Below are 19,497 nucleotides of genomic sequence, written 5' to 3' on the forward strand. Positions count from 1 at the left end.
ACTTGAGGGATGTTTTCTACAATGCGCCCCTTCCGCCTTGCTCACCCCATGCCCATGACGACCTCTCTGCCCCGTCTTGCTGCCTTGACCCTGCTGGTCGCATCGGCCATGGCCCAGGCCCAGCAGCCCGCGGTGATCTTCGACATGGGCGGCAAGTTCGACAAATCCTTCAACCAGGCCGGCTACCAGGGCGCCGAGCAGTGGAAGAAGGAAACCGGCAAGACCTATCTCGAGTTCGAGATCAGCAACGACACCCAGCGCGTGCAGGCCATCCGCCGCATGGCCGAGCGGGGTGCCAGCCCCATCATCAGCATCGGCTTCGCCCAGGCGTCGGCCCTGCAGCAGGTGGCCAAGGACTTCCCCAAGACCCAGTTCGCCATCATCGACGCCAAGGTTGACCTGCCCAATGTGCAGTCGCTGCTGTTCAAGGAGCACGAGGGCAGCTACCTCGTCGGCGCCATGGCGGCCCTGGTCACCAAGACCAACAAGGTCGGCTTTGTCGGCGGCATGGACATCCCGCTGATCCGCAAGTTCCAGTGCGGCTACGAGCAGGGCGCCAAGGCGACGAACCCCAAGATCGAGGTGTTCGCCAACATGACGGGCACCACATCGACCGCCTGGAACGACCCGACCCGCGGCGGTGAGCTGGCCAAGAGCCAGTTCGCCAAGGGTTCGGACGTCGTCTTCGCCGCCGCCGGCGGCACAGGCGTCGGTGTATATCAAGCTGCCAAGGACGCCGGCAAGCTCGCCATCGGCGTGGACAGCAACCAGAACCACATCCAGCCCGGCACGATGCTGACCTCCATGGTCAAGCACGTGGACGTGGCCGTCTACAACGTGCTGAAGGCCTGGAAGCCCGGCGTCAGCGTGCTGGGCCTGAAGGAAGGCGGCGTCGACTATGCGCTGGACGACAACAACGCCAAGCTCATCACGCCACCGCTGAAGGCCAAGGTTGAAGCCATCAAGGCCGACATCATTGCCGGCAAGGTGAAGGTGGCCGACTACATGGCGGACAACGCTTGTAAGTTCTGAGCGGCGCGATGACGCCCGCCGTCCGCCTCCGGGCGATTTCCAAGCGCTTTGGCGCGGTCCAGGCCAACCGCGAGGTGTCCTTCGACATCGCCGCGGGCAGCGTGCATGGCCTCGTCGGCGAGAACGGCGCGGGCAAGAGCACGCTGATGGCCATCCTGTATGGCTACTACCACGCCGATTCAGGCCATATCGAGGTCAACGGCCAGCAGGTCCACATCGCCAATTCCCAGCAGGCCATTGCCCTGGGTATTGGCATGGTGCACCAGCACTTCATGCTGGTCGACACGCTGACCTGCCTGGAAAACATCATGCTGGGCGCCGAAGGGCGCTTCTTCCTGGCGCCGGCCAAGGCCGATGTGCGCAAGAAGCTGCAGGCGCTGATGCAGGAGACCGGCCTCACCGTGCAGCTCGACGCCGTCGTGGCCGACCTGCCCGTGGGCGAGTTGCAGCGCCTGGAAATCCTGAAGGCGCTGTACCGCGGCGCCAAGATCCTGATCCTGGACGAGCCGACGGCCGTGCTGACTCCGCAGGAGACCGACCAGCTTTTCGTCACGCTGCGCCGGCTCAAGGAGCGCGGCACGACGCTGATCCTCATCACGCACAAGCTGCGGGAGGTCATGAGCCTGTGCAGCGCCGTCACGGTGATGCGGGCGGGGCAGGTGGTCGAGACGCGACCGATCGCTGAGTGGAGCGAGGAGTCGCTGGCCGAGTCCATGGTGGGCCGCAAGGTCACGCTGGGTCGCCCTGAAGGCATGGAAGTGCATGCCGGCGAAGTGCGCTTGCAAGCCTCCGGCCTGAGCCTCAAGCACGCCAACGGCGTACCCGCGCTGAAGGACGTCAGCCTGACGCTGAAGGCCGGCGAGATCGTCGGCGTGGCTGGCGTGTCGGGCAATGGCCAGAGCGAGCTGCTGGAAGTTCTGTCCGGCCTGCGGTCGCCCGAGGGTGGTCGCCTGGAGCTCGGCGGCGCGAGCTTCACGCCCGAGGCCTGGTTGGACACGGCCCGCGCCCGTCCGCTGCGCCTGGCGCATGTGCCGGAGGATCGCCACGCCGTCGGCCTCGTCATGAGCTTCCCAGCCTGGGAGTCGGCCGTGCTGGGCTACCAGAACCTGCCCAAATACCGCAAGGGCGCGGCGATGAACCACGCTGCGATGCGCGACGCAACGCGCGTGATGCAGGAGCGCTTCGACGTGCGCCCGCGTGATGAGAACCTGGGCTCCAGCAAGTTCTCCGGCGGCAACCAGCAGAAGCTCATCCTGGCGCGTGAGATCGGCGAGCAGCCGACCGTGCTGCTCGTGGGCCAGCCCACGCGCGGAGTCGACATCGGTGCCATCGAATTCATCCACGGCCAGCTGCGCGCGCTGCGTGACGCCGGCTGCGCGGTGCTGCTGGTCAGCAGCGAGCTGGACGAGATCCTGGCGCTGGCGGACCGCGTCGTCGTCATGAACTGCGGCCGCATCACCGGTGAACTCGCCATTGAAGATTGCGACGAGAAGCGACTTGGTCTGCTGATGGCTGCACAAGAAGAACGAGTGGCTGCATGAGCCAACCCCTGACTCTCCCCCGCTGGATCGACATCGGCCTGCTGCCGCTGTGGAACCTGGCCATCGCCCTGGTCGTGGCCGGCCTCGTGGTCATGGTCATCGGCCACAGCCCCTGGCAGGCGCTGACCGTGCTGCTCAACGGCGCCCTGGGCAGCGTGCGCGGCCTGGGCTACTCGCTCTACTACGCGACGACATTCATCTTCACGGGCCTGGCGGTCGCCGTGGCCATCCATGCCGGCCTGTTCAACATCGGTGGCGAAGGCCAGGCGACGCTGGGCGGCGTGGGCGTGGCCCTGGTTGCGCTGTGGCTGGGTGCCAAGCTGCCGGCCGTCGTCATGCTGCCGCTGCTTGTCATCGCAGCGGCCTTCTTCGGCATGCTGTGGGCGGCGCTGCCGGCTTATCTGCAGGCCTGGCGCGGCAGCCATATCGTCATCACGACGATCATGTTCAACTTCCTCGCCGCGGCGCTGAACGGTTATCTGCTGGTGAACTGGTTGCGTCCGGCCGGCAGCATGTCCGTCGAGTCGGCCGAGTTCAGCGAATCCGCCCGCATGCCGGCTCTGCACCAGATGGCTGCCGCGCTGGGCTATGAGTTGCCGTCGTCGCCGCTCAACCTCAGCCTTGTCATCGCGCTGATCGCCTGCGTCTTCGTCGGCTGGTTCCTGTGGAAGAGCGCCGCCGGCTACGCGGTCCGCTCAGTCGGCAGCGCACCGCGCGCGGCCCACTACGCTGGCATCCGCCCGCGCGCCCAGGTGCTGATCGCGATGGCGATTTCCGGTGCGCTGGCCGGCATGGTTGGCATCAACGAGATTTCGGGCGTGCAAGGCAAGCTGACGCTGGACTTCGTCGCCGGCGCCGGCTTCACCGGCATCGCCGTGTCGCTGATGGGCCGCAACCATCCGGTCGGCATCGTGCTGGCCTCGCTGCTGTTCGGCGTGCTCTACCAGGGCGGCGTCGAGGTCTCGTTCGAGCTGCAAGGCTTCAGCCGCGAGATGGTGGTCACGGCCCAGGGCCTGATCGTGCTGTTCTCGGGCGCGATGGCCACGGTCAGCGCGCCGCTGTTTGCGCGCGTCTACGGCATGGTGAAGGGAGGCCACTGATGGATGAAGTCCTGATTGCCTCGGTGCTGGCGTCCACGCTACGCGTCAGCGCGCCGCTGCTGCTGTGCGCGATGGCGGGCGTGCTGTCCGAGCGCGCCGGCGTCGTCGACCTGGGCCTGGAAGGCAAGATGCTGTTCGCCGCCTTCGCGGCCGCGGCCGCCGCCTCGGTCACGCATTCGACGGCCTATGGCGTGATGGCCGCCATTGCCGTCGCCTGCGTGGCTTCGTTGCTGCATGGCTTTGCCTGCGTGACCAACCGCGGCGACCAGGTCGTCTCCGGCGTCGCGCTGAACATGATCGCCGCGGGCCTCACGGTCGTGCTCGGCATCGCCTGGTTCCAGCAGGGCGGGCAGACGCCGCCCATCGACCCCGACGTGCGCCTGACAGCCCTCGCCAAGGGCTTTGCCGAGCCGCAGCCGGGCAACTGGTTTGCCTCCGTCTTCGGCCACGGCCTGCTGAGCCACAACGTGCTGGTCTACGTCGCCTTCCTGATGGTGGCTGCCGTCTGGTTCTTCTTGGAGCGCACGCGCCCGGGCCTGCGCCTGCGCGCTGTCGGCGAGAACCCGGCCATGGTGGAGGCCGCTGGCATGTCCGTGCAGAGCCTGCGTTACCAGGCCCTGTTGATGAACGGCGTGCTCTGCGGCCTGGCGGGTTCCTACCTGACGCTGGCGCAGAACGCGTCCTTCTCGCCCAACATGACCGCCGGCCGCGGCTTCATCGCGCTGGCCGCGATGATCTTTGGCAAGTGGAAGCCGCTGCCGACCATGGCTGCCTGCCTGCTGTTCGGCTTCCTGGACGCGGTCGCCATTCGCATGCAGGGCGTGCAAATCCCTGGTGTCGGCGAGGTGCCTGTGCAGCTGATTCAGGCGCTGCCCTATATCCTGACCGTCGTGCTGCTCGCCGGCTTTATCGGCTCGGCGATCGCACCCAAGGCGCTGGGCAAGCCCTACGTGAAGGAGCGCTGAAATGGAACTGACCCAAGACCTGCTGAACCGCCTGCTCGCCGAGTCGCTGCGTGCCCGCGAGTTCTCGCATTCGCCGTATTCGAAATACAAGGTCGGCGCGGCCATCCTCGACGAGCAAGGCCGCATCCACATCGGCGCCAACATGGAGAACGCGTCCTACCCCCAGGGCTGGTGCGCGGAACCTTCGGCGCTGACGGCCATGATCATGGCCGGCGGCAAGCAGGCCCGGGCCGTCCTCGTGACCGGCCCCGGCCCCGATGTCATCACCCCCTGCGGTGGCTGCCGCCAGAAGCTGCGGGAGTTCTCCGTTCCCGAAGAGCTCATCGTCATTGCCGGCGATCCTGGCGGCATCCGCCAACGCTGGACCCTGGCCGAATTGCTGCCCCACAGCTTCGGACCCAGTCACTTGCACATCTGAGGTTTTCCCATGATCGACAACAAAACCCTCGACGTCGCCATCTCCGCGAGCGTCGAGAAGCTGCAATCCCTGTTTGGCGACGCCCCTGAAGTCGCCGTCGTGCTCGGCTCCGGCTGGGCCGGCGCGGTCAGCCATGTGCAGGATGCCAAGAACCTGCCCTATACCGAGCTGCCGGCCTTCCCGCAGCCCAAGGTCGAGGGCCATGTCAACGAGATCGTCGTCGGCAATATCGGCAAGCAGCGCGTCATCTTTTTGCGCGGTCGCGCCCATACCTACGAGAGCGGCGACTGCACCGGCATGGCGGGCGCACTGCGCACCCTCAAGCGTTGGGGCGTGAGGCTTCTCCTGCAGACGAATGCCTCCGGCTCGCTGCGCGGCCACATGCCGCCGGGCAGCCTGATGCTGATTGCCGATCACATCAACGCGCCGCAGCGCAGCCCGCTGGTGGGTGAGCAGGGCAGCCATCGCTTTGTCGACATGGTCAACGCCTACGACGCCGACCTGCGCAAGCACGCGCTGGCCCTGGCCAAGCGCGAGAACCTGATGCTGGGCGAGGGCACCTATTGCTGGGCCCTGGGCCCGCAGTTCGAGACCGCCGCCGAGATCCGCATGTTTGCGGCCTGGGGCGCCGATGCCGTCGGCATGAGCACGGTGCCCGAGACCATCCTGGCCCGCCACGCCGGCCTCAAGGTGATGGGCATCGCGCTGATGACCAACATGGCGGCTGGCCTGTCCGCTGAGGCGCTGACGCATGATCTGACGCTGAAGCAGGCGCAGCTCTCTGGCGAACGCGCCGCGAGCTTTCTGGCGGCCCTCATTGCGAGCTTTGCCGAGCTGACGCTATGACGGCCGATCTGAAGGCCGCGGCCCGTACGGCGCTGGCCTGCCTGGATCTGACCAGCCTGAACGACGCCGACACGGCTGCCGACATCGATGCGCTGTGCCGCCGTGCGCAGTCGCCGCATGGCCCCGTGGCTGCTGTCTGCGTCTGGCCGCGTTTCGTTGCCCAAGCGCGCGCCGCCTTGCCGGCATCCATCAAGGTCGCGGCGGTTGCAAACTTTCCCGACGGCGCTTTGGACCAGGCTCGCGCGCTGGCTGACGTCACGGAGATTGCGCAGGCGGGCGGAGATGAGGTCGACGTCGTGCTGCCCTGGCGCGCGCTGATTGCCGGTGACAGCACCGAGGTGAGCGAGTTTCTTTCCGAGGTCCGCTTCGCCAGCCGGCCGCTGACGCTCAAGGTCATCATCGAATCCGGCGAACTGGCCACGCCCGAGCGCATCGCCCAGGCCACGCGCCTGGCGCTGGCGGCCGGTGCCGACTTCGTCAAGACGAGCACCGGCAAGACCCCAGTCGGCGCCACGCCGGCCGCGGCGGCCGTGATGCTGAAGGAGATCGCCGCGAGCGGCCTGTCCGCCGCCGGCTTCAAGGCCTCGGGCGGCGTGCGCTCGGTGGCCGACGCCGCGGGCTATATCGCCCAGGCCGAAGCCGCCCTGGGCGCTGCCGCTCTCAACCCGCAACGCCTGCGCTTTGGCGCCAGCGGTCTGCTCACCGACATCGAAGCCGTGCTCTCCGGCGCTCAATCCGCCGCTGTCACCGCGGCCTACTGACCATGCTTGCTCAAGAAATCATCCGCGCCAAGCGCGACGGCCAGGCGCTCAACGAAGCGCAGATCAACCATTTCGTCCGCGGCCTCGTCGACAACTCCTGGAGCGAAGGCCAGGTGGCCGCCCTCGGCATGGCCGTGTTCCTCAAGGGCATGGGCCGCGACGAAGCCGTGCTGCTGACCCGCGCGATGATGAACTCCGGCCGTGTCATGCGCTGGCCCGACATGCCCGGCCCAGTGCTGGACAAGCACAGCAGCGGCGGCGTGGGCGACAAGGTCAGCCTGATGCTGGCGCCCATGGTGGCGGCCTGCGGCGGCTATGTGCCGATGATTGCTGGCCGGGGCCTGGGCCACACCGGCGGCACGGTCGACAAGCTGGAGGCCATTCCCGGCTACACGACGACGCCCGACCCGGCCAGGTTCGACCAGATCGTGCGCTCGCTGGGTTGCGCCATCATCGGCCAGACGGCCGACCTGGCCCCGGCCGACAAACGCTTCTACGCGACGCGTGATGTGACGGCCACCGTCGAGAGCGTGCCGCTCATCACTGCCAGCATCCTGTCCAAGAAGCTGGCCGCCGGCCTCGAAGGCCTGGCCATGGACATCAAGTGCGGCAACGGTGCCTTCGCGTCCACGCCCGAGTTCGCCAAGGAGCTGGCCGAGAGCATCGTCGCGGTCGCCGGCGGCGCAGGCCTGAAGACGCGCGCGCTGATCACCGACATGAACCAGATCCTGGGCAGCGATGTCGGCAATTCGCTCGAAGTGATCGAGACCATCCGCTACCTGAAGGGCGAATACCGCGAGCCGCGCCTGCACGAAGTGACGCTGGCGCTGTGCGCCGAGATGCTGGTGCTGGGCGGCCTGGCTGCCAACACCGCTGGCGCTCGCGTCAAGCTGCAGGCTGCGCTGGACTCCGGCGCCGCTGCCGAGAAGTTCGCCAAGATGGTGGTTGCCCTGGGCGGCCCGGCGGACCTGATGGAGCGGCCCGAGGCTTATCTGACCGCCGCGCCCGTCGTGAAGCCTGTCCGCGCATTGCGCGCCGGCGTCATCACGACGATGTCGACCCGCGACCTGGGCGTGGCCATCGTCGAACTCGGCGGTGGCCGCCGCAAGGCCGGTGACGCCATCGACATGCGTGTCGGCTTCTCGGAAGTGAAGCCGCTGGGCACGCGCGTCGCCGCGGGCGAGCCGCTGGCGCTTATCCACGCCGCGGACGACGCGGCGGCTGAGCGTGCCATCGCGTCCTATCTGGCCGCATGCTCGCTGGGCGACGCCGACATCGCCGCCACGCCCATGGTCATGGCCGAGGTCGGCTGATGGAAGAAAAAGAGGACCCGCCGCGTCGCGCCATCAAGAGTTTCGTCACGCGCGCCGGCCGCATGGGCACGGGTCAGATCAAGGCCCTGGCCGAACTGGGCCCGAAGTTCGTCCTGCCCTACAAGCCCGAGCGCCTGGACGCTGAAGCCACCTTCGGCCGTAAGGCACCTCTGGTGCTGGAGATCGGCTTCGGCATGGGCGGCGCCACCGCCGACATCGCCGCGACGCTGCCCGACCATGACTTCATCGGCTGCGAGGTGCATGAGCCGGGCGTCGGCGCGCTGCTCAAGCTCATTGACGAGAAGCAGCTGACCAACATCCGCATCGTCCAACATGATGCCGTGGAGGTGCTGCGCGACATGATCGGCCCCGACCTGCTGGCGGGCGTGCACATCTTCTTCCCCGACCCCTGGCACAAGAAGCGCCACAACAAGCGCCGGCTGATCCAGCCTGAGTTCATCGCCAAGCTCGTGCAGCACATCGCGCCCGGCGGCTATCTGCATTGCGCGACCGACTGGCAGCCCTATGCCGAGCAGATGCTTGAAGTGCTGACGGCCGAGCCCCATCTCCTGAACGTCGCGGCCGGCTATGCTGACAAGCCCGCCTACCGTCCCCTGACCAAGTTCGAGAACCGCGGCATCAAGCTCGGACATGGCGTGTGGGATCTGGTGTTCAGGAAGCGTTGATGACATCACCACTGCAAGGCAAGCACGTCCTGCTCGCCATGACCGGCGGCATCGCCGGCTACAAGATCGCCGAGCTGACGCGCCTGTTCGTGAGGGGCGGCGCGACGGCGCAGGTCATGATGACCGAGGCCGCCGAGCAGTTCATCACCGCGGTGACCATGCAGGCCCTGTCCGGCCGGCCGGTCTACACCAGCCAGTGGGATGCGCGTCCCGACAACAACATGGCCCATATCAACCTCAGCCGCGAGGCCGATGTGATGCTGGTGGCGCCTGCGAGTGCCGATGCCATCGCCGCGCTGGCGCAGGGCAGGGCGGACGATCTCGTCAGCCTGACGGCGCTGGCCCGCCGCATCGCTGAGTGCCCGCTGCTGGTCGTGCCGGCGATGAACCGAGAGATGTGGGCTCACCCCGCCACACAGCGCAATGTCGCGCAGCTCAAGGCCGACGGCGCGACCGTCATCGGCCCCGCCAACGGCGACCAGGCCTGCGGCGAGATCGGCGACGGCCGCATGCTGGAGGCGCAGGAGATCTTCGACGACGTCGAGGCCTTCCTCGCGCCCAAGACGCTGCTGGGCAAGAAGCTGCTGATCACGGCCGGCCCGACCTTCGAGCCCATCGACCCGGTGCGCGGCATCACCAACCACAGCAGCGGCAAGATGGGTTTCGCCATCGCCCGCGCTGCGGCCGAGGCCGGCGCCGAGGTCACGCTGGTGGCGGGCCCAGTGCACCTGGCGACACCGCGCGGCGTGCAGCGCATCGACGTACAGAGTGCGCAGCAGATGTTCGACGCCGTGCTGCCGCTAGCCACCCACCAGCATGCTTTCATCGCGACGGCAGCGGTGGCTGACTGGCGCCCCGCCCAGGCGCACGAACACAAGCTGAAGAAAGCCGAGGGCGGTGCGACCGCGCCGACCATCGCGATGGCCGAGAACCCGGACATCCTCGCCGCGGTTGCCAAGCTGCACATGCCCCCTTACTGCGTCGGCTTCGCCGCCGAAAGCGAGAAGCTCGCAGAACACGCCGACGCCAAGCGCCGCCGCAAGGGCATCCCGCTCATCGTCGCCAACCTCGGCCCCGCCACCTTCGGCCGTGACGACAACGCGCTGCTGCTCATCGACGAGCAGGGCCAGCGCGAACTGCCCCGGGCCGACAAGCTCAGCCTGGCGCGCGAGCTGATGACCGAACTTTCCAAAAGACTCTGATGACCCCGATTGATTTGCAAGTGCTCGACGCCCGCATGGCCGAGCAGATCCCCGCTTACGCCACGCCCGGCAGCGCCGGCCTCGACCTTCGCGCCTGCCTGAGTGAGCCCATCACGCTCGCTCCCGGCCAGACGACGCTGATCCCTACGGGTCTGGCCATCCATATCGCCGACCCGGGCCTGGCGGCCATCATCCTGCCGCGCTCGGGTCTGGGCCACAAACACGGCATCGTGCTGGGCAACCTGGTCGGTCTGATCGACAGCGATTACCAGGGCCAGCTCATGGTCAGCTGCTGGAATCGCGGCCAGACGGAGTTCGTCATCCAGCCCTTCGAGCGCATCGCCCAACTGGTCATCGTGCCGGTTGTGCAGGCGACCTTCCGTCGCGTCGACAGCTTCGACTCGTCCGAACGCGGAGCAGGCGGCTTCGGCTCCACCGGCAAGGCATAAGCAGGGCGCCAAGACGCGCGCACTGAACCGTATTTCGGGCCGAGCGCCGGGCCGCTCCCTAGCCGGCCCGCAAGGCGATGTGCGTGCGGCTCGATGCCGCAAGCATCGCCGTCCCCGCGGGGGACCGACCAGACTCGCCCGCGTTCAGCGGCGCGAGGCTGGTCGAGGGGCCTCAATGCAGTTGCTCGTCCGGCGGCGCGCCGGTCTGCACCATGAAGATAGGCTCGCCAACTGAACCGGCCTCGACCTCCTGCTCGGTGGCCGCGCGCACGTCCAGCAGCGTCAGGTGCATGCGCAGGCCGATGCCGGCCAGCGGGTGATTGCCGTCGAGCACGACATGCTGAGGGTAGACCTCGGTGACGGTGTAGACCACGTCCTCGGGCATGCCTTCGGTAGCGGCGCCTTCGGGCAGGCCCTCGATCTGCAGCCCGGGCTCGACGCCGTCCGGGAACAGCCCGCGGGCTTCGAAGCAGACGAGACCGGAGTCGTAGTCGCCGAAGGCCTCCTCGGGTTGCAGCGCCAGAGCGGTCTCGAAGCCGGCCTCCTGGCCCTCCAGCGCTTCCTCGACCTTGGCAAACAGGTCGTCACCCCCCAGCAGGAATTCCATGGGCTCGGCCAGCTCGTCGATGAGCTGGCCTTGGGCATCTTCGAGTCTCCAGCGCAGGGAGACAACACAGGGGCGGGTCGCTTGCATGGGAGAGATTTTCCCACACCACCCTCGGCACAATAAGGCATGCAGATTGCCCTACCCACAGCGATGCTCGCCGGCCTGAGCCCGGAGCAGTTCATGCACAAGCACTGGCAGAAGAAGCCGCTGCTCGTGCGCCAGGCCTTCAATCCCGCGCCGTCGCCGGCTTCGCTGAAGGAGCTGGCCGCACTGGCGGCGCGCGACGATGTCGAGTCCCGCCTCGTCACTGCCTTTGATGGCGAGTGGAAGCTCAAGCAAGGCCCCATCGCGCGCCTGCCGGCGATGAGCAAACCCGGTTGGACCCTGCTGGTGCAAGGCCTGGATCAGCATTTGGCGGAAGGGCGCGCGCTGCTCGACCTTTTTCGCTTTGTGCCCGAAGCGCGGCTGGACGACCTGATGCTGTCCGTGGCCAGCGACGGCGGCGGCGTCGGTCCGCATTTTGATTCCTACGACGTCTTCCTGATCCAACTCGCCGGACAGCGCCGCTGGCGCATCGCCGCCCAGCGCGATGCCGTGCTGCGTGACGACGTGCCTCTGAAGATCATTGCCAATTTCAAGGCCGAAGAGGAATTCGTGCTGCAGCCGGGCGACATGCTCTACCTGCCGCCGGGCTGGGCGCATGACGGCGTCGCGGTCGGCTCCGGCTGCATCACCGGCTCGGTTGGCTTTCGAGCGTCGAGCGTTGAGGGTCTGGCGGCTGAGCTGCTGCCGCGACTGCTGGACGACGTCGACAGCGCCAGCAAGCTCTACGCCGACCCACGCCAGGAGGCCACCGCCGAGCCTGCCCGGGTGCCGCCTGCTTTGCTGGATTTCGCCCGCCGCGCCGTCGAAGCCGCCGTGCAGCGGCCGCAGGCGCTGGAGCGGGCTCTGGGCGAGGCGCTGACCGAGCCCAAGGCAACCGTCTGGTTCGAGCCCGGCGAACCCCTGGCGCCGGGCCGCGATGCGGTGCTCGACCGCCGCAGCCGCATGCTCTACGACGCTGCCCATGTCTTCCTGAACGGCGAGAGCTTTCGGGCTGGCGGCCGCGACGCAGCGCTGATGCGCAGCCTGGCCGACAACCGGGTGCTGGGGGCCGCCGAGGTCGCGCGCCTGTCTCCCGACGCGCGCGAGCTGCTGGACCAATGGACCGAGGATGGCTGGGTTCAGCCACAGACGCCATGAACGCACAAACTTTTGCCGGCCGGGCCGATTTCCAGCGCCTGCTCACCGAAACGCTGGCCTGGGCGGGCGCACAAGCTTGTCGTGAGCTGCACGCCTGGGACGCAGACTTCGTCGACTGGCCGCTGTCCGAAGCGGCGGCCCTGGCCGCCCTGACCGTCTGGGCCCGCAACGGCCGCCAGTTACACCTGCTGGCCCTGCAGTACGACGACGTTGTGCGCCGACACCCTCGCTTCGTCCGCTGGCGCCGTGACTTCGCGCATTGCGTGACGGCCCGGGCCGTCGAGCCGGAACTCAGACTCGAAGCAGCGCCGGCGAGCTTGCTGCTGGCTGTCGGGGCCGAGTCGACCTTGAGCCTGCGGCTTTTCGACCGTCATCTATGGCGCGGCGAATTGAGCCTGGATCCGGCCGAGCGCCTGCGCGGCCTTGAATGGTTTGATGCCCTCGCACAACGCTCCAGCGACTCATTTGCGCCCACGACTTTGGGGCTCTGAGTGTTTGTGACGTGCAAACCCCTATAATCACGGGCTAGGCGAGGGAAGCGCTCGAGGTTTTCCGCGTCTTGTTCTGTCGGGGTCGGCCGTTAGTGTGCAAAAAGCACTGGCGCACGACCCCAAAATTATGGTGTGCACCGTCGTTTAAACGTTTGAGGACAAGTATGAATAAGTCGATCCTGTTGGCTTCCCTGCTGGCTGCTGCTGCTCTGACCGCTTGCAGCAAGAAGGAAGAACCCAAGGTTGAGGCCCCCGCGGTCGTGACCCCGGCTCCCGCCGCTTCTGAAGCTGCCTCGGCTGTTGCCGAAGCTGCCTCGGCTGCTGCCAGCGCTGTTGTCGACGCTGCTGCGTCCGCTGCTTCGAAGTAATCGCTTCGTCCCCACGGAAAGAGCCGTCGCTGCGCAAGCAGCGGCGGCTCTTTTCTTTTTCGCGACGCTTTGACAGGTGTTGCGAGCGCGATTACAAAACTTTGCCTGATGCGGTCGCGCCGCCCGGCTCAGTTCAGCACCACCCAGTCCAAACCCAGGGTTGGATGGGCAATGCGAATATCTGATTCCACCTCGCCGAGAATTTCGGCCAACGCGGCGCGCGCCAGTTCGGGCGTGTTGTTGTGTTCGCTGAGATGGGCTGCGGCCACAGTCTTCAAACCGGTATGCAGGCAGCGAGCCAGCAGATCGGCCGCCGCGGCATTCGACAGATGGCCGTGGCTGCCCAGAATGCGCTTTTTCAACGCCGGGTGATATGGCCCGGTGCGCAGCATGCCCTCGTCGTGGTTGCATTCCAGCAGCAGCGCCTGGCAGCCAGCCAGCGCTTCGGCCACGCTTGCTGGTGCGCAGCCCAGGTCGGTGACCAGTCCCAAGCGCAGCGCGCCGTCGTCCAGCACCAGTTGCAGCGGCTCATTGGCGTCATGGGGCACCGTGAACGGCCGCAACGCCATATCGCCCAGTTCCATGGCCTCGCCGCCCCTGGCGATGCGCAGCAAAGCGGGATCGAAGTCCGCGCTGCCAACCGCCCGCCAGGTGCCACGGCTCATGACCAGCGGGATGCGGTAGCGCATCGCGAAGGCGAGTGCGCAACCGATGTGGTCGCCGTGCTCGTGAGTGATGAAGACGGCGTCGACATCCTCGGGCGCGCTGCCGGCGCGGGCGAGGCGTTTGACGAGTTCGCGGACGCTGAAGCCGGCATCGACGAGCAACCGCGTGCTCGTGATGCCCTGGCTGGCCTCAATCAGGGTTGAGTTGCCTCCGCTGCCGCTGCCGAGGCTGCAAAAGCGCATCACGCGAACGCTCCTGTGAGCATTGCAGCGGGAAACGGGCGGTTCATCGAGGCAACCTGATCTTCACCGAGTGGCTCCAGCAGATCCGGCTTTGCCGGGCTGCTTGGAGCGCCCCTTGGAGGGGCCGGCGAAGCCGGTAGGGGTGGTCTTATTTCAGGTCGTCCATCAGCAACGACAGAATGCGCTTGGCGTTGTCGTCGGAAATGGCCTGACCGCGGTCGTCCAGCACACGCACCGTGCTCTTGACACCGTCTGCCTTGACCGAAACGCGATAGCGCATCGGCGCGGCAGCCTTGGCGCCGAACAGGCGCTGGAAGAAGTTGGGTTCGTCCTTGCCAGCCTGCTCGGGGTCGGCGTAGCGCAGATAGAAGAGGCCAGCAGCGCGGTCACGGTCTTCGATGGTGAAGCCATGACGGTCCAGCGACAGGCCGACACGGCGCCAGGCGCGGTCGAATCCATCATTGACGGCAAGGCTGTCAGGCACTTCGGACAGCGGGCGGCGGGCGCGTGGGGCGTCGCCGCCGACCTTGATCGTGCTCGGCGTCGTGGCTGCGGCGGGCGAGCCCGCTTCGGCGACGATGGCCTTGGCAGCGTCTTCCTTGCCGCCGAGCTTGAGCATCAGGCGCGACAGCATCTCGGCTTCGAGATACGGGTCGGCCGGGCGGTTCTGCCAGGCGGTCGAATCACGGCCTTGGGAGGTGTAGATCTCCTGCATGCCGCGGTGGCTGATGAAGATGTCGGTGCCGCTTGTGCCTCGTTCGACACGGGTGCGGTACATGTCGCGCTCGCCGGTGGAGTACAGGCCGTCGAAGACCTTGCCGATGGTGGAGCGGATGAAGTCCTGCGGCAGCTTGGCGCGGTTCTCGCCCCAGTTGGTCTCCATGACACCGACCTCGGGCTGCTCCTTGACGACTTCAAGGCCGCGTTCCTGCCAGAAGGTGCGGATCTGCGGCCAGAGCTGCTCGGGCGAAGCCGAGGTGTGCAGCCAGCGCTCGGCGCCACTGCGCTCGAGGCGAACATCGCCAACCGCATTGGCGGCGACGCTGCCGGAGACCAGCGACTGGGCGTTGGTCGAATTCGCCGGCTTGACCGCCGACAACGCCGAGGCGGTGATGGAGCCGCCCTGCACTTGAGCGCGGTTGTCCTTGGCCAACTGGGTCAGGTCGGGCGGGACGTCCAGACCCTGGGTCTGGCGCGAAGCGGCGCGGTAGTCGACCTTGTCCGTCGAGAACATGCTGTCGATGGTGCTGCAGCCGGCGAGGGACAGGACAAAGGCCGTGCAGGCCAGACGGGTCGCCGACGGGCGAAGCGAGCAAATCGGGGAAAGGGACGTCACGCTGGAGATCTCCGAGGGAACTGGTTGCCCGCTTGAAACGGGCAGCCGCGCATTAGACCAGAGGCTCAGAGCAGTCCGGCTTCAACCATTGCCTGGCCGACGCTGGCCTGGCCGGCAGCCGTCAGCGGCGTGATCGGCAGGCGCAGCGCACCGCCGCAGCGGCCCAGGCGCGACAGCGCCCACTTCGCCGGGCCGGGGCTGGGCTCGCAGAACAGCTGCTTGTGCAGACCGAGCAGCTTGAAATGGATCTTGCGCGCCTCGACGGCGTTGCCGTCGATGGCCAGGCGGCAAAGTTCAGCCATCAACTCCGGCGCGACATTGGCCGTCACGCTGACGTTGCCGTGGCCGCCGAGCAGCATCAGCGCGACCGCCGTGCCGTCGTCGCCCGAGTAGACGTGGAAGCCCGCCGGGGCGTGCTTGATCAGATAGGCCGCGCGCTCAATATTGCCGGAGGCTTCCTTGACGCCGAAGACGCCGGGCAGGCCGGCGCAACGCAGCGTCGTCTCAGGGGCCATATCGGCCACCGTCCGGCCAGGCACGTTGTAGAGCATCATGGGGATGTCCACGGCCTCGGCGATGGCCTTGAAGTGCTGGTAGATGCCTTCCTGCGAGGGCTTGTTGTAGTAGGGCACGACCGACAGCGTGCAGTCCGCGCCGACCTCCTTGGCATAGCGGCTCAGCTCGATGGCTTCGGCGGTGGAATTGGCGCCGGTGCCAGCCAGGATGGGGATGCGGCCCTTGGCATGCTCGACCGCGACGCGAATGATTTCGCGGTTCTCTTCCATGCTGACCGTGGGCGACTCACCGGTCGTGCCGACGACGCCGACGCAGGCGGTGCCGGACTCGACATGCCAGTCGATCAGGCGGCGCAGGGCGGGGTAGTCGATGCTGCCGTCCTCGTTCATCGGGGTGACGAGGGCGACGATGCTGCCGAGGATGGGCTTCATGGTGGGAATTTCTTAAGGAATCTGGCGATTTTAGGCTGCCGGCGACGGCCGCATGGCCGCAACGCGCTGGACGAAGCGCGGCGAGGTTTCGAGATCAGCCCCGTCCTCGAACAGGTCTTCGTAAGCCACGATGCGCCACCCCTCGCAGACGCGCAGCAACTCGCCCCGCTGCAGCAGGAAGTCGGGCCGGGAGGGCCTGCCGAGGGTCTGCTGGCCGTCGGCGAAGGTTTCCCAGATCAGCCAGCCACCGGGCCTGACCGCAGCGCGGATGTCATCGAACAGCGGCCGCCAGAGGTATTTGCAGACGACGACCAGGTCGAATTCGCGATCCGCCAGCGGCCAAGGGCCGTTCTCGATGTCGGCGTTGATGATCTCGGCCAGGTCTTGCAATGGCGCAGTGGCGGCCGCGTCACGGTCGATGCCCGTGACCTGCCAGCCGGCGTCCACCAGCCAATGCAGGTTGCGTCCAGACCCGCAGGCCACGTCCAGGGCCGCACCGGGCGGCGTCGGCGCCAGGCGCTGCAACCAGGCAGAGGGCCGGCCACTCATCCGAAGCAGGCCCAGATCTGCTCGCTGAGCTGGACCATGACGGCCGGGTGGCGGTAGGCCAGGACGGTGAGCGCCAGCACGGCGACGGCCAGCGTCGGCCAGAGCCAGCGGCCGGGCTTCATGCCGGCTGAGCCCTCAGGATGGGCGTCTCACGCACTGGCAAGTTGGCCAGCATGGCCATGACACCGAGCCCGATGGCGAGATACCAGACGACGTCGTAGCTGCCGGTCGCGTCGTAGAGCTTGCCGCCCAGCCAGACGCCCAGGAAGCTGCCAATCTGGTGGCTGAAGAACACGAAGCCGCCCAGCATGGACAGGTGCTGGGCGCCGAAGATCTGCGCGACGACGGCGTTCGTCGGTGGCACGGTCGACAGCCACAGGAAGCCGATGACCGCGGCGAAGATGTAGACGCTCAGCGGCGTCAGTGGCACCGAGATGAAGGTCACGATGGCCACGGCGCGCAGTCCGTAAATGGCTGACAGCAGATAGCGTTTGGGAAAGCGCTGGCCCAGCATGCCGGCCGCATACGTGCCGAAGATATTGAACAGGCCGATCAGCATCAGTGCGCCGGTGGACACGCCGATGCCCAGGCCGTGGTCCTTCAGGTAACTCGGCAGATGCACGCCGATGAAGACGACCTGGAAGCCGCAGACGAAGTAGCCCAGCATCAGCAGCTGGAAGCTGCGGTAGCCGAAGGCTTCGCGCAGCGCCTGGCCAATGCTCTGGTGGGCGCCGCTGAAGGCCGCCACGCTGCGCTCGCGCACGCCAAGCGCGAGCGGCACGATCAACAAGGCCGCGCCGGCCAGCAGCCACAAGGCGCCCTGCCAGCCGAGATGGCTGATCAGCCAGGTCTCGACGGGGATCATGACGAACTGGCCGAAGGAGCCTGCCGCGGCCGCGACGCCGAAGGCCCAGGAGCGCTTCTCCGGCGACACCGTGCGGCCCAGCACGCCGTAAATGACGGCGTAGGTGGAGCCCGATTGCGCGATGCCGATCAGCACGCCGGCACCGAGGGTGAAGCTCAGTGGGTGGCTGGTGACGGCCATCAGCAGCAGGCCGCAGGCATACGTCAGGCCACCGGCGATCAGTACCTTCCAGGCGCCGAAGCGGTCGGCCAGCATGCCGGCAATCGGCCCGGCTATGCCCCAGGAGAGGTTCTGCACGGCCATCGCGAAAGAGAAGGTCTCGCGCGTCCAGCCGCGCTCCGTGATGATGGGCTGCAGCCAGAAGCCGAAGCCGTGGCGGATGCCCATCGACAGCGTGACGATCATGGCACCGCACAGCAGCACCTGTTGGACGGACAAACCGGTGGAAGCGGGGCGGGGGGTGTTCATGCGGCGACTGTAATCAGCGCTGTTTGGCCTTGCTGGGCGTCTTGGCTTTGCCGCCTTTTTTCTTCGCGGCAGCCTTCTTCGGCGGGTCGGCGGTCGAGGTGCTGGCTTGGGAGCTGGCCGCCGCCACGTCGGCCAGTCGGGTTAGCAGCCTGCCTTGCTTGACGCGCAACAGCGGCATGTCAATGGTGGCCAGGTCGGTCAGCGGGTCGGCGCCCAGCACCAGGAAGCTGGCCTCGCAGCCGGGGTCGAAGCAGCCGAGCTTGCGGCCCGGGAAAAGCGCCAGCGGCGTGTCGCGCGTGGCCAGCCGCAACAGCGTCGCACGGTCCAGGCCGAGGTCGTCCAGCGCGTGCAGCTCGGCCCGGCCGGTGCCGACGAAGACGTCGGAGCCGATGAGCAACTGCACGCCGGCCGCCTGCAGTCTTGCGAGGTTGGCGCGCTGCACGTCCCTCAGCGCGGCCAGGGTTGCGGCGTCGAGCTTGAAGAGAGCGGTGGCGGCCGTCGTCGTGATGACGGCGGTGTGCTGACGCGCGGCCTGGGCGGCGGCGGCCTCGCTGATGGCGAAACGCTCGGGCGCCTCGTCCAATGTGTTGGCATAACCGGGCAGGTGGGCGATGGCGTCGACACCAGCGGCCAGTGCGGCATCAAAGTCGGCTGCAGTTTCCACATGGGCGACGACGCGGCGGCCGTCCGCGCGCGCCAGCCGGGTCAGCGCGTTGGCGGTCTCGGGCGTCAGGCCCAGGCGGCCAAACATCTCCGGTCGGCCGCGCAGCTCGGGGCGCTCGCTGTGCGCCAGCACGATGCGCAGCCAGTTGCCGCCGCGGGCCTTGATTGCGGGCCATTGGGCCAGCGCCTGCTCGGGGCTGTCGACGAGGACGATCTGCTTCTGCGCTGCGGCCGCCTCGGCGCTGGGTTCGGGCAGCACGGCCGCCAATGGGTAGCCGTCGCTGGATGTGATGCAGGCGGTCACGAAGCTGACGTCCGGTGCCGCGGGCGTGGCGGTCAGCGGTTTGACCTCGGCGACGCCGGCCGGGTCGCCGCACAGCATGGCGGCGTAGAACACTCCTTCGTCCAGATACGTCTGCGCGTACTGGCCCCAGCCCCAGGCGGTCTGCAGATTGTGGTTGTGCGCCTCGGCCAGCGGGTTGATCAGGACTTGCTGGCCGTGGATGTCCATCTTGCGGTTGACCTTGGCCGGTTTCCTGGCGACGAAGACGCCGTTTTCGACGTAAAGGCTGCCGCGCTGGATCTTCTGACCGTCGAACCAGCGCGCGTTCTTCAGTTCCCAAGACAGCGGGGCGCTGGCCTGGTAGGGCGATTGGGAGGGGCCTTGCGCCTGTGCGAGTCCACAGGCCAGCAGCAAAAAGGCAGTCAGGAATCTCAAGCTCGAACACTCGCTCTTCGGG

The 19,497-nt window shown here is 67.4% G+C and carries 22 protein-coding genes; 14 read left to right on the forward strand and 8 right to left on the reverse strand.

Annotated features, from left to right (window positions below; genetic code table 11):
* The first annotated feature begins 48 nt into the window (after positions 1-48).
* The 11 genes from ACXJLH_RS25125 to dut are packed head-to-tail and all read left to right on the forward strand — an operon-like array spanning position 49 to position 10,313.
* A complete protein-coding gene (locus ACXJLH_RS25125; protein ID WP_056196083.1) occupies positions 49-1,032 on the forward strand; it encodes a BMP family lipoprotein in 984 nt (327 codons plus the stop codon).
* An 8-nt stretch (positions 1,033-1,040) separates the two neighbouring features.
* Positions 1,041-2,573, forward strand: coding sequence for an ABC transporter ATP-binding protein (locus tag ACXJLH_RS25130; protein ID WP_457447023.1), 1,533 nt, complete (start codon positions 1,041-1,043; stop codon positions 2,571-2,573).
* Positions 2,570-3,673, forward strand: coding sequence for an ABC transporter permease (locus ACXJLH_RS25135; RefSeq protein WP_457447025.1), 1,104 nt, complete (start codon positions 2,570-2,572; stop codon positions 3,671-3,673). Before ACXJLH_RS25130 ends, ACXJLH_RS25135 begins: the two co-directional genes overlap by 4 nt.
* Entirely contained in the window at positions 3,673-4,638 is a 966-nt protein-coding gene (locus ACXJLH_RS25140; RefSeq protein ID WP_457447027.1) for an ABC transporter permease, read from the forward strand. Before ACXJLH_RS25135 ends, ACXJLH_RS25140 begins: the two co-directional genes overlap by 1 nt.
* A gap of 1 nt (position 4,639) precedes the next feature.
* The gene (cdd, locus tag ACXJLH_RS25145) at positions 4,640-5,056 is read left to right on the forward strand and encodes a cytidine deaminase (RefSeq protein WP_157281421.1); all 417 of its coding nucleotides are present in this window, start codon (positions 4,640-4,642) and stop codon (positions 5,054-5,056) included.
* A gap of 9 nt (positions 5,057-5,065) precedes the next feature.
* Positions 5,066-5,902 (forward strand): purine-nucleoside phosphorylase, encoded by an 837-nt coding sequence (locus tag ACXJLH_RS25150; RefSeq protein WP_457447029.1) that lies wholly within the window; start codon positions 5,066-5,068, stop codon positions 5,900-5,902.
* A complete protein-coding gene (gene deoC, locus ACXJLH_RS25155) occupies positions 5,899-6,663 on the forward strand; it encodes a deoxyribose-phosphate aldolase (RefSeq protein WP_056196095.1) in 765 nt (254 codons plus the stop codon). The genes ACXJLH_RS25150 and deoC overlap by 4 nt, the downstream gene beginning before the upstream one ends.
* Positions 6,664-6,665: 2 nt before the next feature.
* Positions 6,666-7,976, forward strand: coding sequence for a thymidine phosphorylase (deoA, locus tag ACXJLH_RS25160; protein WP_457447031.1), 1,311 nt, complete (start codon positions 6,666-6,668; stop codon positions 7,974-7,976).
* Positions 7,976-8,662 (forward strand): tRNA (guanosine(46)-N7)-methyltransferase TrmB, encoded by a 687-nt coding sequence (gene trmB, locus ACXJLH_RS25165; RefSeq protein ID WP_457447033.1) that lies wholly within the window; start codon positions 7,976-7,978, stop codon positions 8,660-8,662. The genes deoA and trmB overlap by 1 nt, the downstream gene beginning before the upstream one ends.
* Positions 8,662-9,864: a bifunctional phosphopantothenoylcysteine decarboxylase/phosphopantothenate--cysteine ligase CoaBC gene (gene coaBC, locus ACXJLH_RS25170; protein WP_457447035.1), complete on the forward strand. Its 1,203-nt coding sequence runs from the start codon at positions 8,662-8,664 to the stop codon at positions 9,862-9,864. Before trmB ends, coaBC begins: the two co-directional genes overlap by 1 nt.
* Complete coding sequence (gene dut, locus ACXJLH_RS25175) at positions 9,864-10,313, forward strand: dUTP diphosphatase (protein ID WP_056196106.1); 450 nt, start codon at positions 9,864-9,866, stop codon at positions 10,311-10,313. The genes coaBC and dut overlap by 1 nt, the downstream gene beginning before the upstream one ends.
* Positions 10,314-10,485: 172 nt before the next feature.
* Here the strand turns inward: dut and ACXJLH_RS25180 are convergent, their stop codons facing one another.
* Positions 10,486-11,007, reverse strand: coding sequence for an FKBP-type peptidyl-prolyl cis-trans isomerase (locus tag ACXJLH_RS25180; protein WP_457447037.1), 522 nt, complete (start codon positions 11,005-11,007; stop codon positions 10,486-10,488).
* 39 nt (positions 11,008-11,046) lie between these two features.
* On the opposite strand from ACXJLH_RS25180, the gene ACXJLH_RS25185 reads away from it, so the two are divergent.
* From ACXJLH_RS25185 to ACXJLH_RS25195, 3 genes are all read left to right on the forward strand, one after another.
* Positions 11,047-12,162, forward strand: a complete 1,116-nt coding sequence (locus tag ACXJLH_RS25185) for a JmjC domain-containing protein (RefSeq protein ID WP_457325208.1) — start codon at positions 11,047-11,049, stop codon at positions 12,160-12,162.
* Complete coding sequence (locus ACXJLH_RS25190; RefSeq protein WP_457447039.1) at positions 12,159-12,653, forward strand: hypothetical protein; 495 nt, start codon at positions 12,159-12,161, stop codon at positions 12,651-12,653. Before ACXJLH_RS25185 ends, ACXJLH_RS25190 begins: the two co-directional genes overlap by 4 nt.
* Positions 12,654-12,817: 164 nt before the next feature.
* Positions 12,818-13,021 carry a hypothetical protein gene (locus ACXJLH_RS25195; RefSeq protein ID WP_082532587.1) on the forward strand — a complete coding sequence of 68 codons (204 nt, stop codon included), beginning with the start codon at positions 12,818-12,820 and terminating at the stop codon, positions 13,019-13,021.
* A gap of 128 nt (positions 13,022-13,149) precedes the next feature.
* Here the strand turns inward: ACXJLH_RS25195 and ACXJLH_RS25200 are convergent, their stop codons facing one another.
* The 7 genes from ACXJLH_RS25200 to ACXJLH_RS25230 form a co-directional block, all read right to left on the reverse strand.
* On the reverse strand, positions 13,150-13,929 hold the full coding sequence (locus ACXJLH_RS25200) for an MBL fold metallo-hydrolase (RefSeq protein ID WP_457354916.1): 780 nt from the start codon (positions 13,927-13,929) through the stop codon (positions 13,150-13,152).
* Between the two features lie 148 nt (positions 13,930-14,077).
* Positions 14,078-15,265 carry an outer membrane protein assembly factor BamC gene (gene bamC / locus ACXJLH_RS25205; RefSeq protein WP_235531938.1) on the reverse strand — a complete coding sequence of 396 codons (1,188 nt, stop codon included), beginning with the start codon at positions 15,263-15,265 and terminating at the stop codon, positions 14,078-14,080.
* A 65-nt stretch (positions 15,266-15,330) separates the two neighbouring features.
* A complete protein-coding gene (dapA, locus tag ACXJLH_RS25210) occupies positions 15,331-16,212 on the reverse strand; it encodes a 4-hydroxy-tetrahydrodipicolinate synthase (RefSeq protein ID WP_457447041.1) in 882 nt (293 codons plus the stop codon).
* 30 nt (positions 16,213-16,242) lie between these two features.
* Positions 16,243-16,761, reverse strand: coding sequence for a class I SAM-dependent methyltransferase (locus ACXJLH_RS25215; RefSeq protein WP_457447043.1), 519 nt, complete (start codon positions 16,759-16,761; stop codon positions 16,243-16,245).
* Positions 16,758-16,883, reverse strand: a complete 126-nt coding sequence (locus ACXJLH_RS25220; RefSeq protein ID WP_268795250.1) for a hypothetical protein — start codon at positions 16,881-16,883, stop codon at positions 16,758-16,760. Before ACXJLH_RS25220 ends, ACXJLH_RS25215 begins: the two co-directional genes overlap by 4 nt.
* Complete coding sequence (locus tag ACXJLH_RS25225) at positions 16,880-18,094, reverse strand: MFS transporter (RefSeq protein WP_056196125.1); 1,215 nt, start codon at positions 18,092-18,094, stop codon at positions 16,880-16,882. The genes ACXJLH_RS25220 and ACXJLH_RS25225 overlap by 4 nt, the downstream gene beginning before the upstream one ends.
* 13 nt (positions 18,095-18,107) lie before the next feature.
* Positions 18,108-19,475, reverse strand: a complete 1,368-nt coding sequence (locus tag ACXJLH_RS25230; protein WP_457356595.1) for an amidohydrolase family protein — start codon at positions 19,473-19,475, stop codon at positions 18,108-18,110.
* Positions 19,476-19,497 lie beyond the last annotated feature (22 nt).

This window comes from Roseateles sp. P5_E4, from assembly GCF_054049255.1.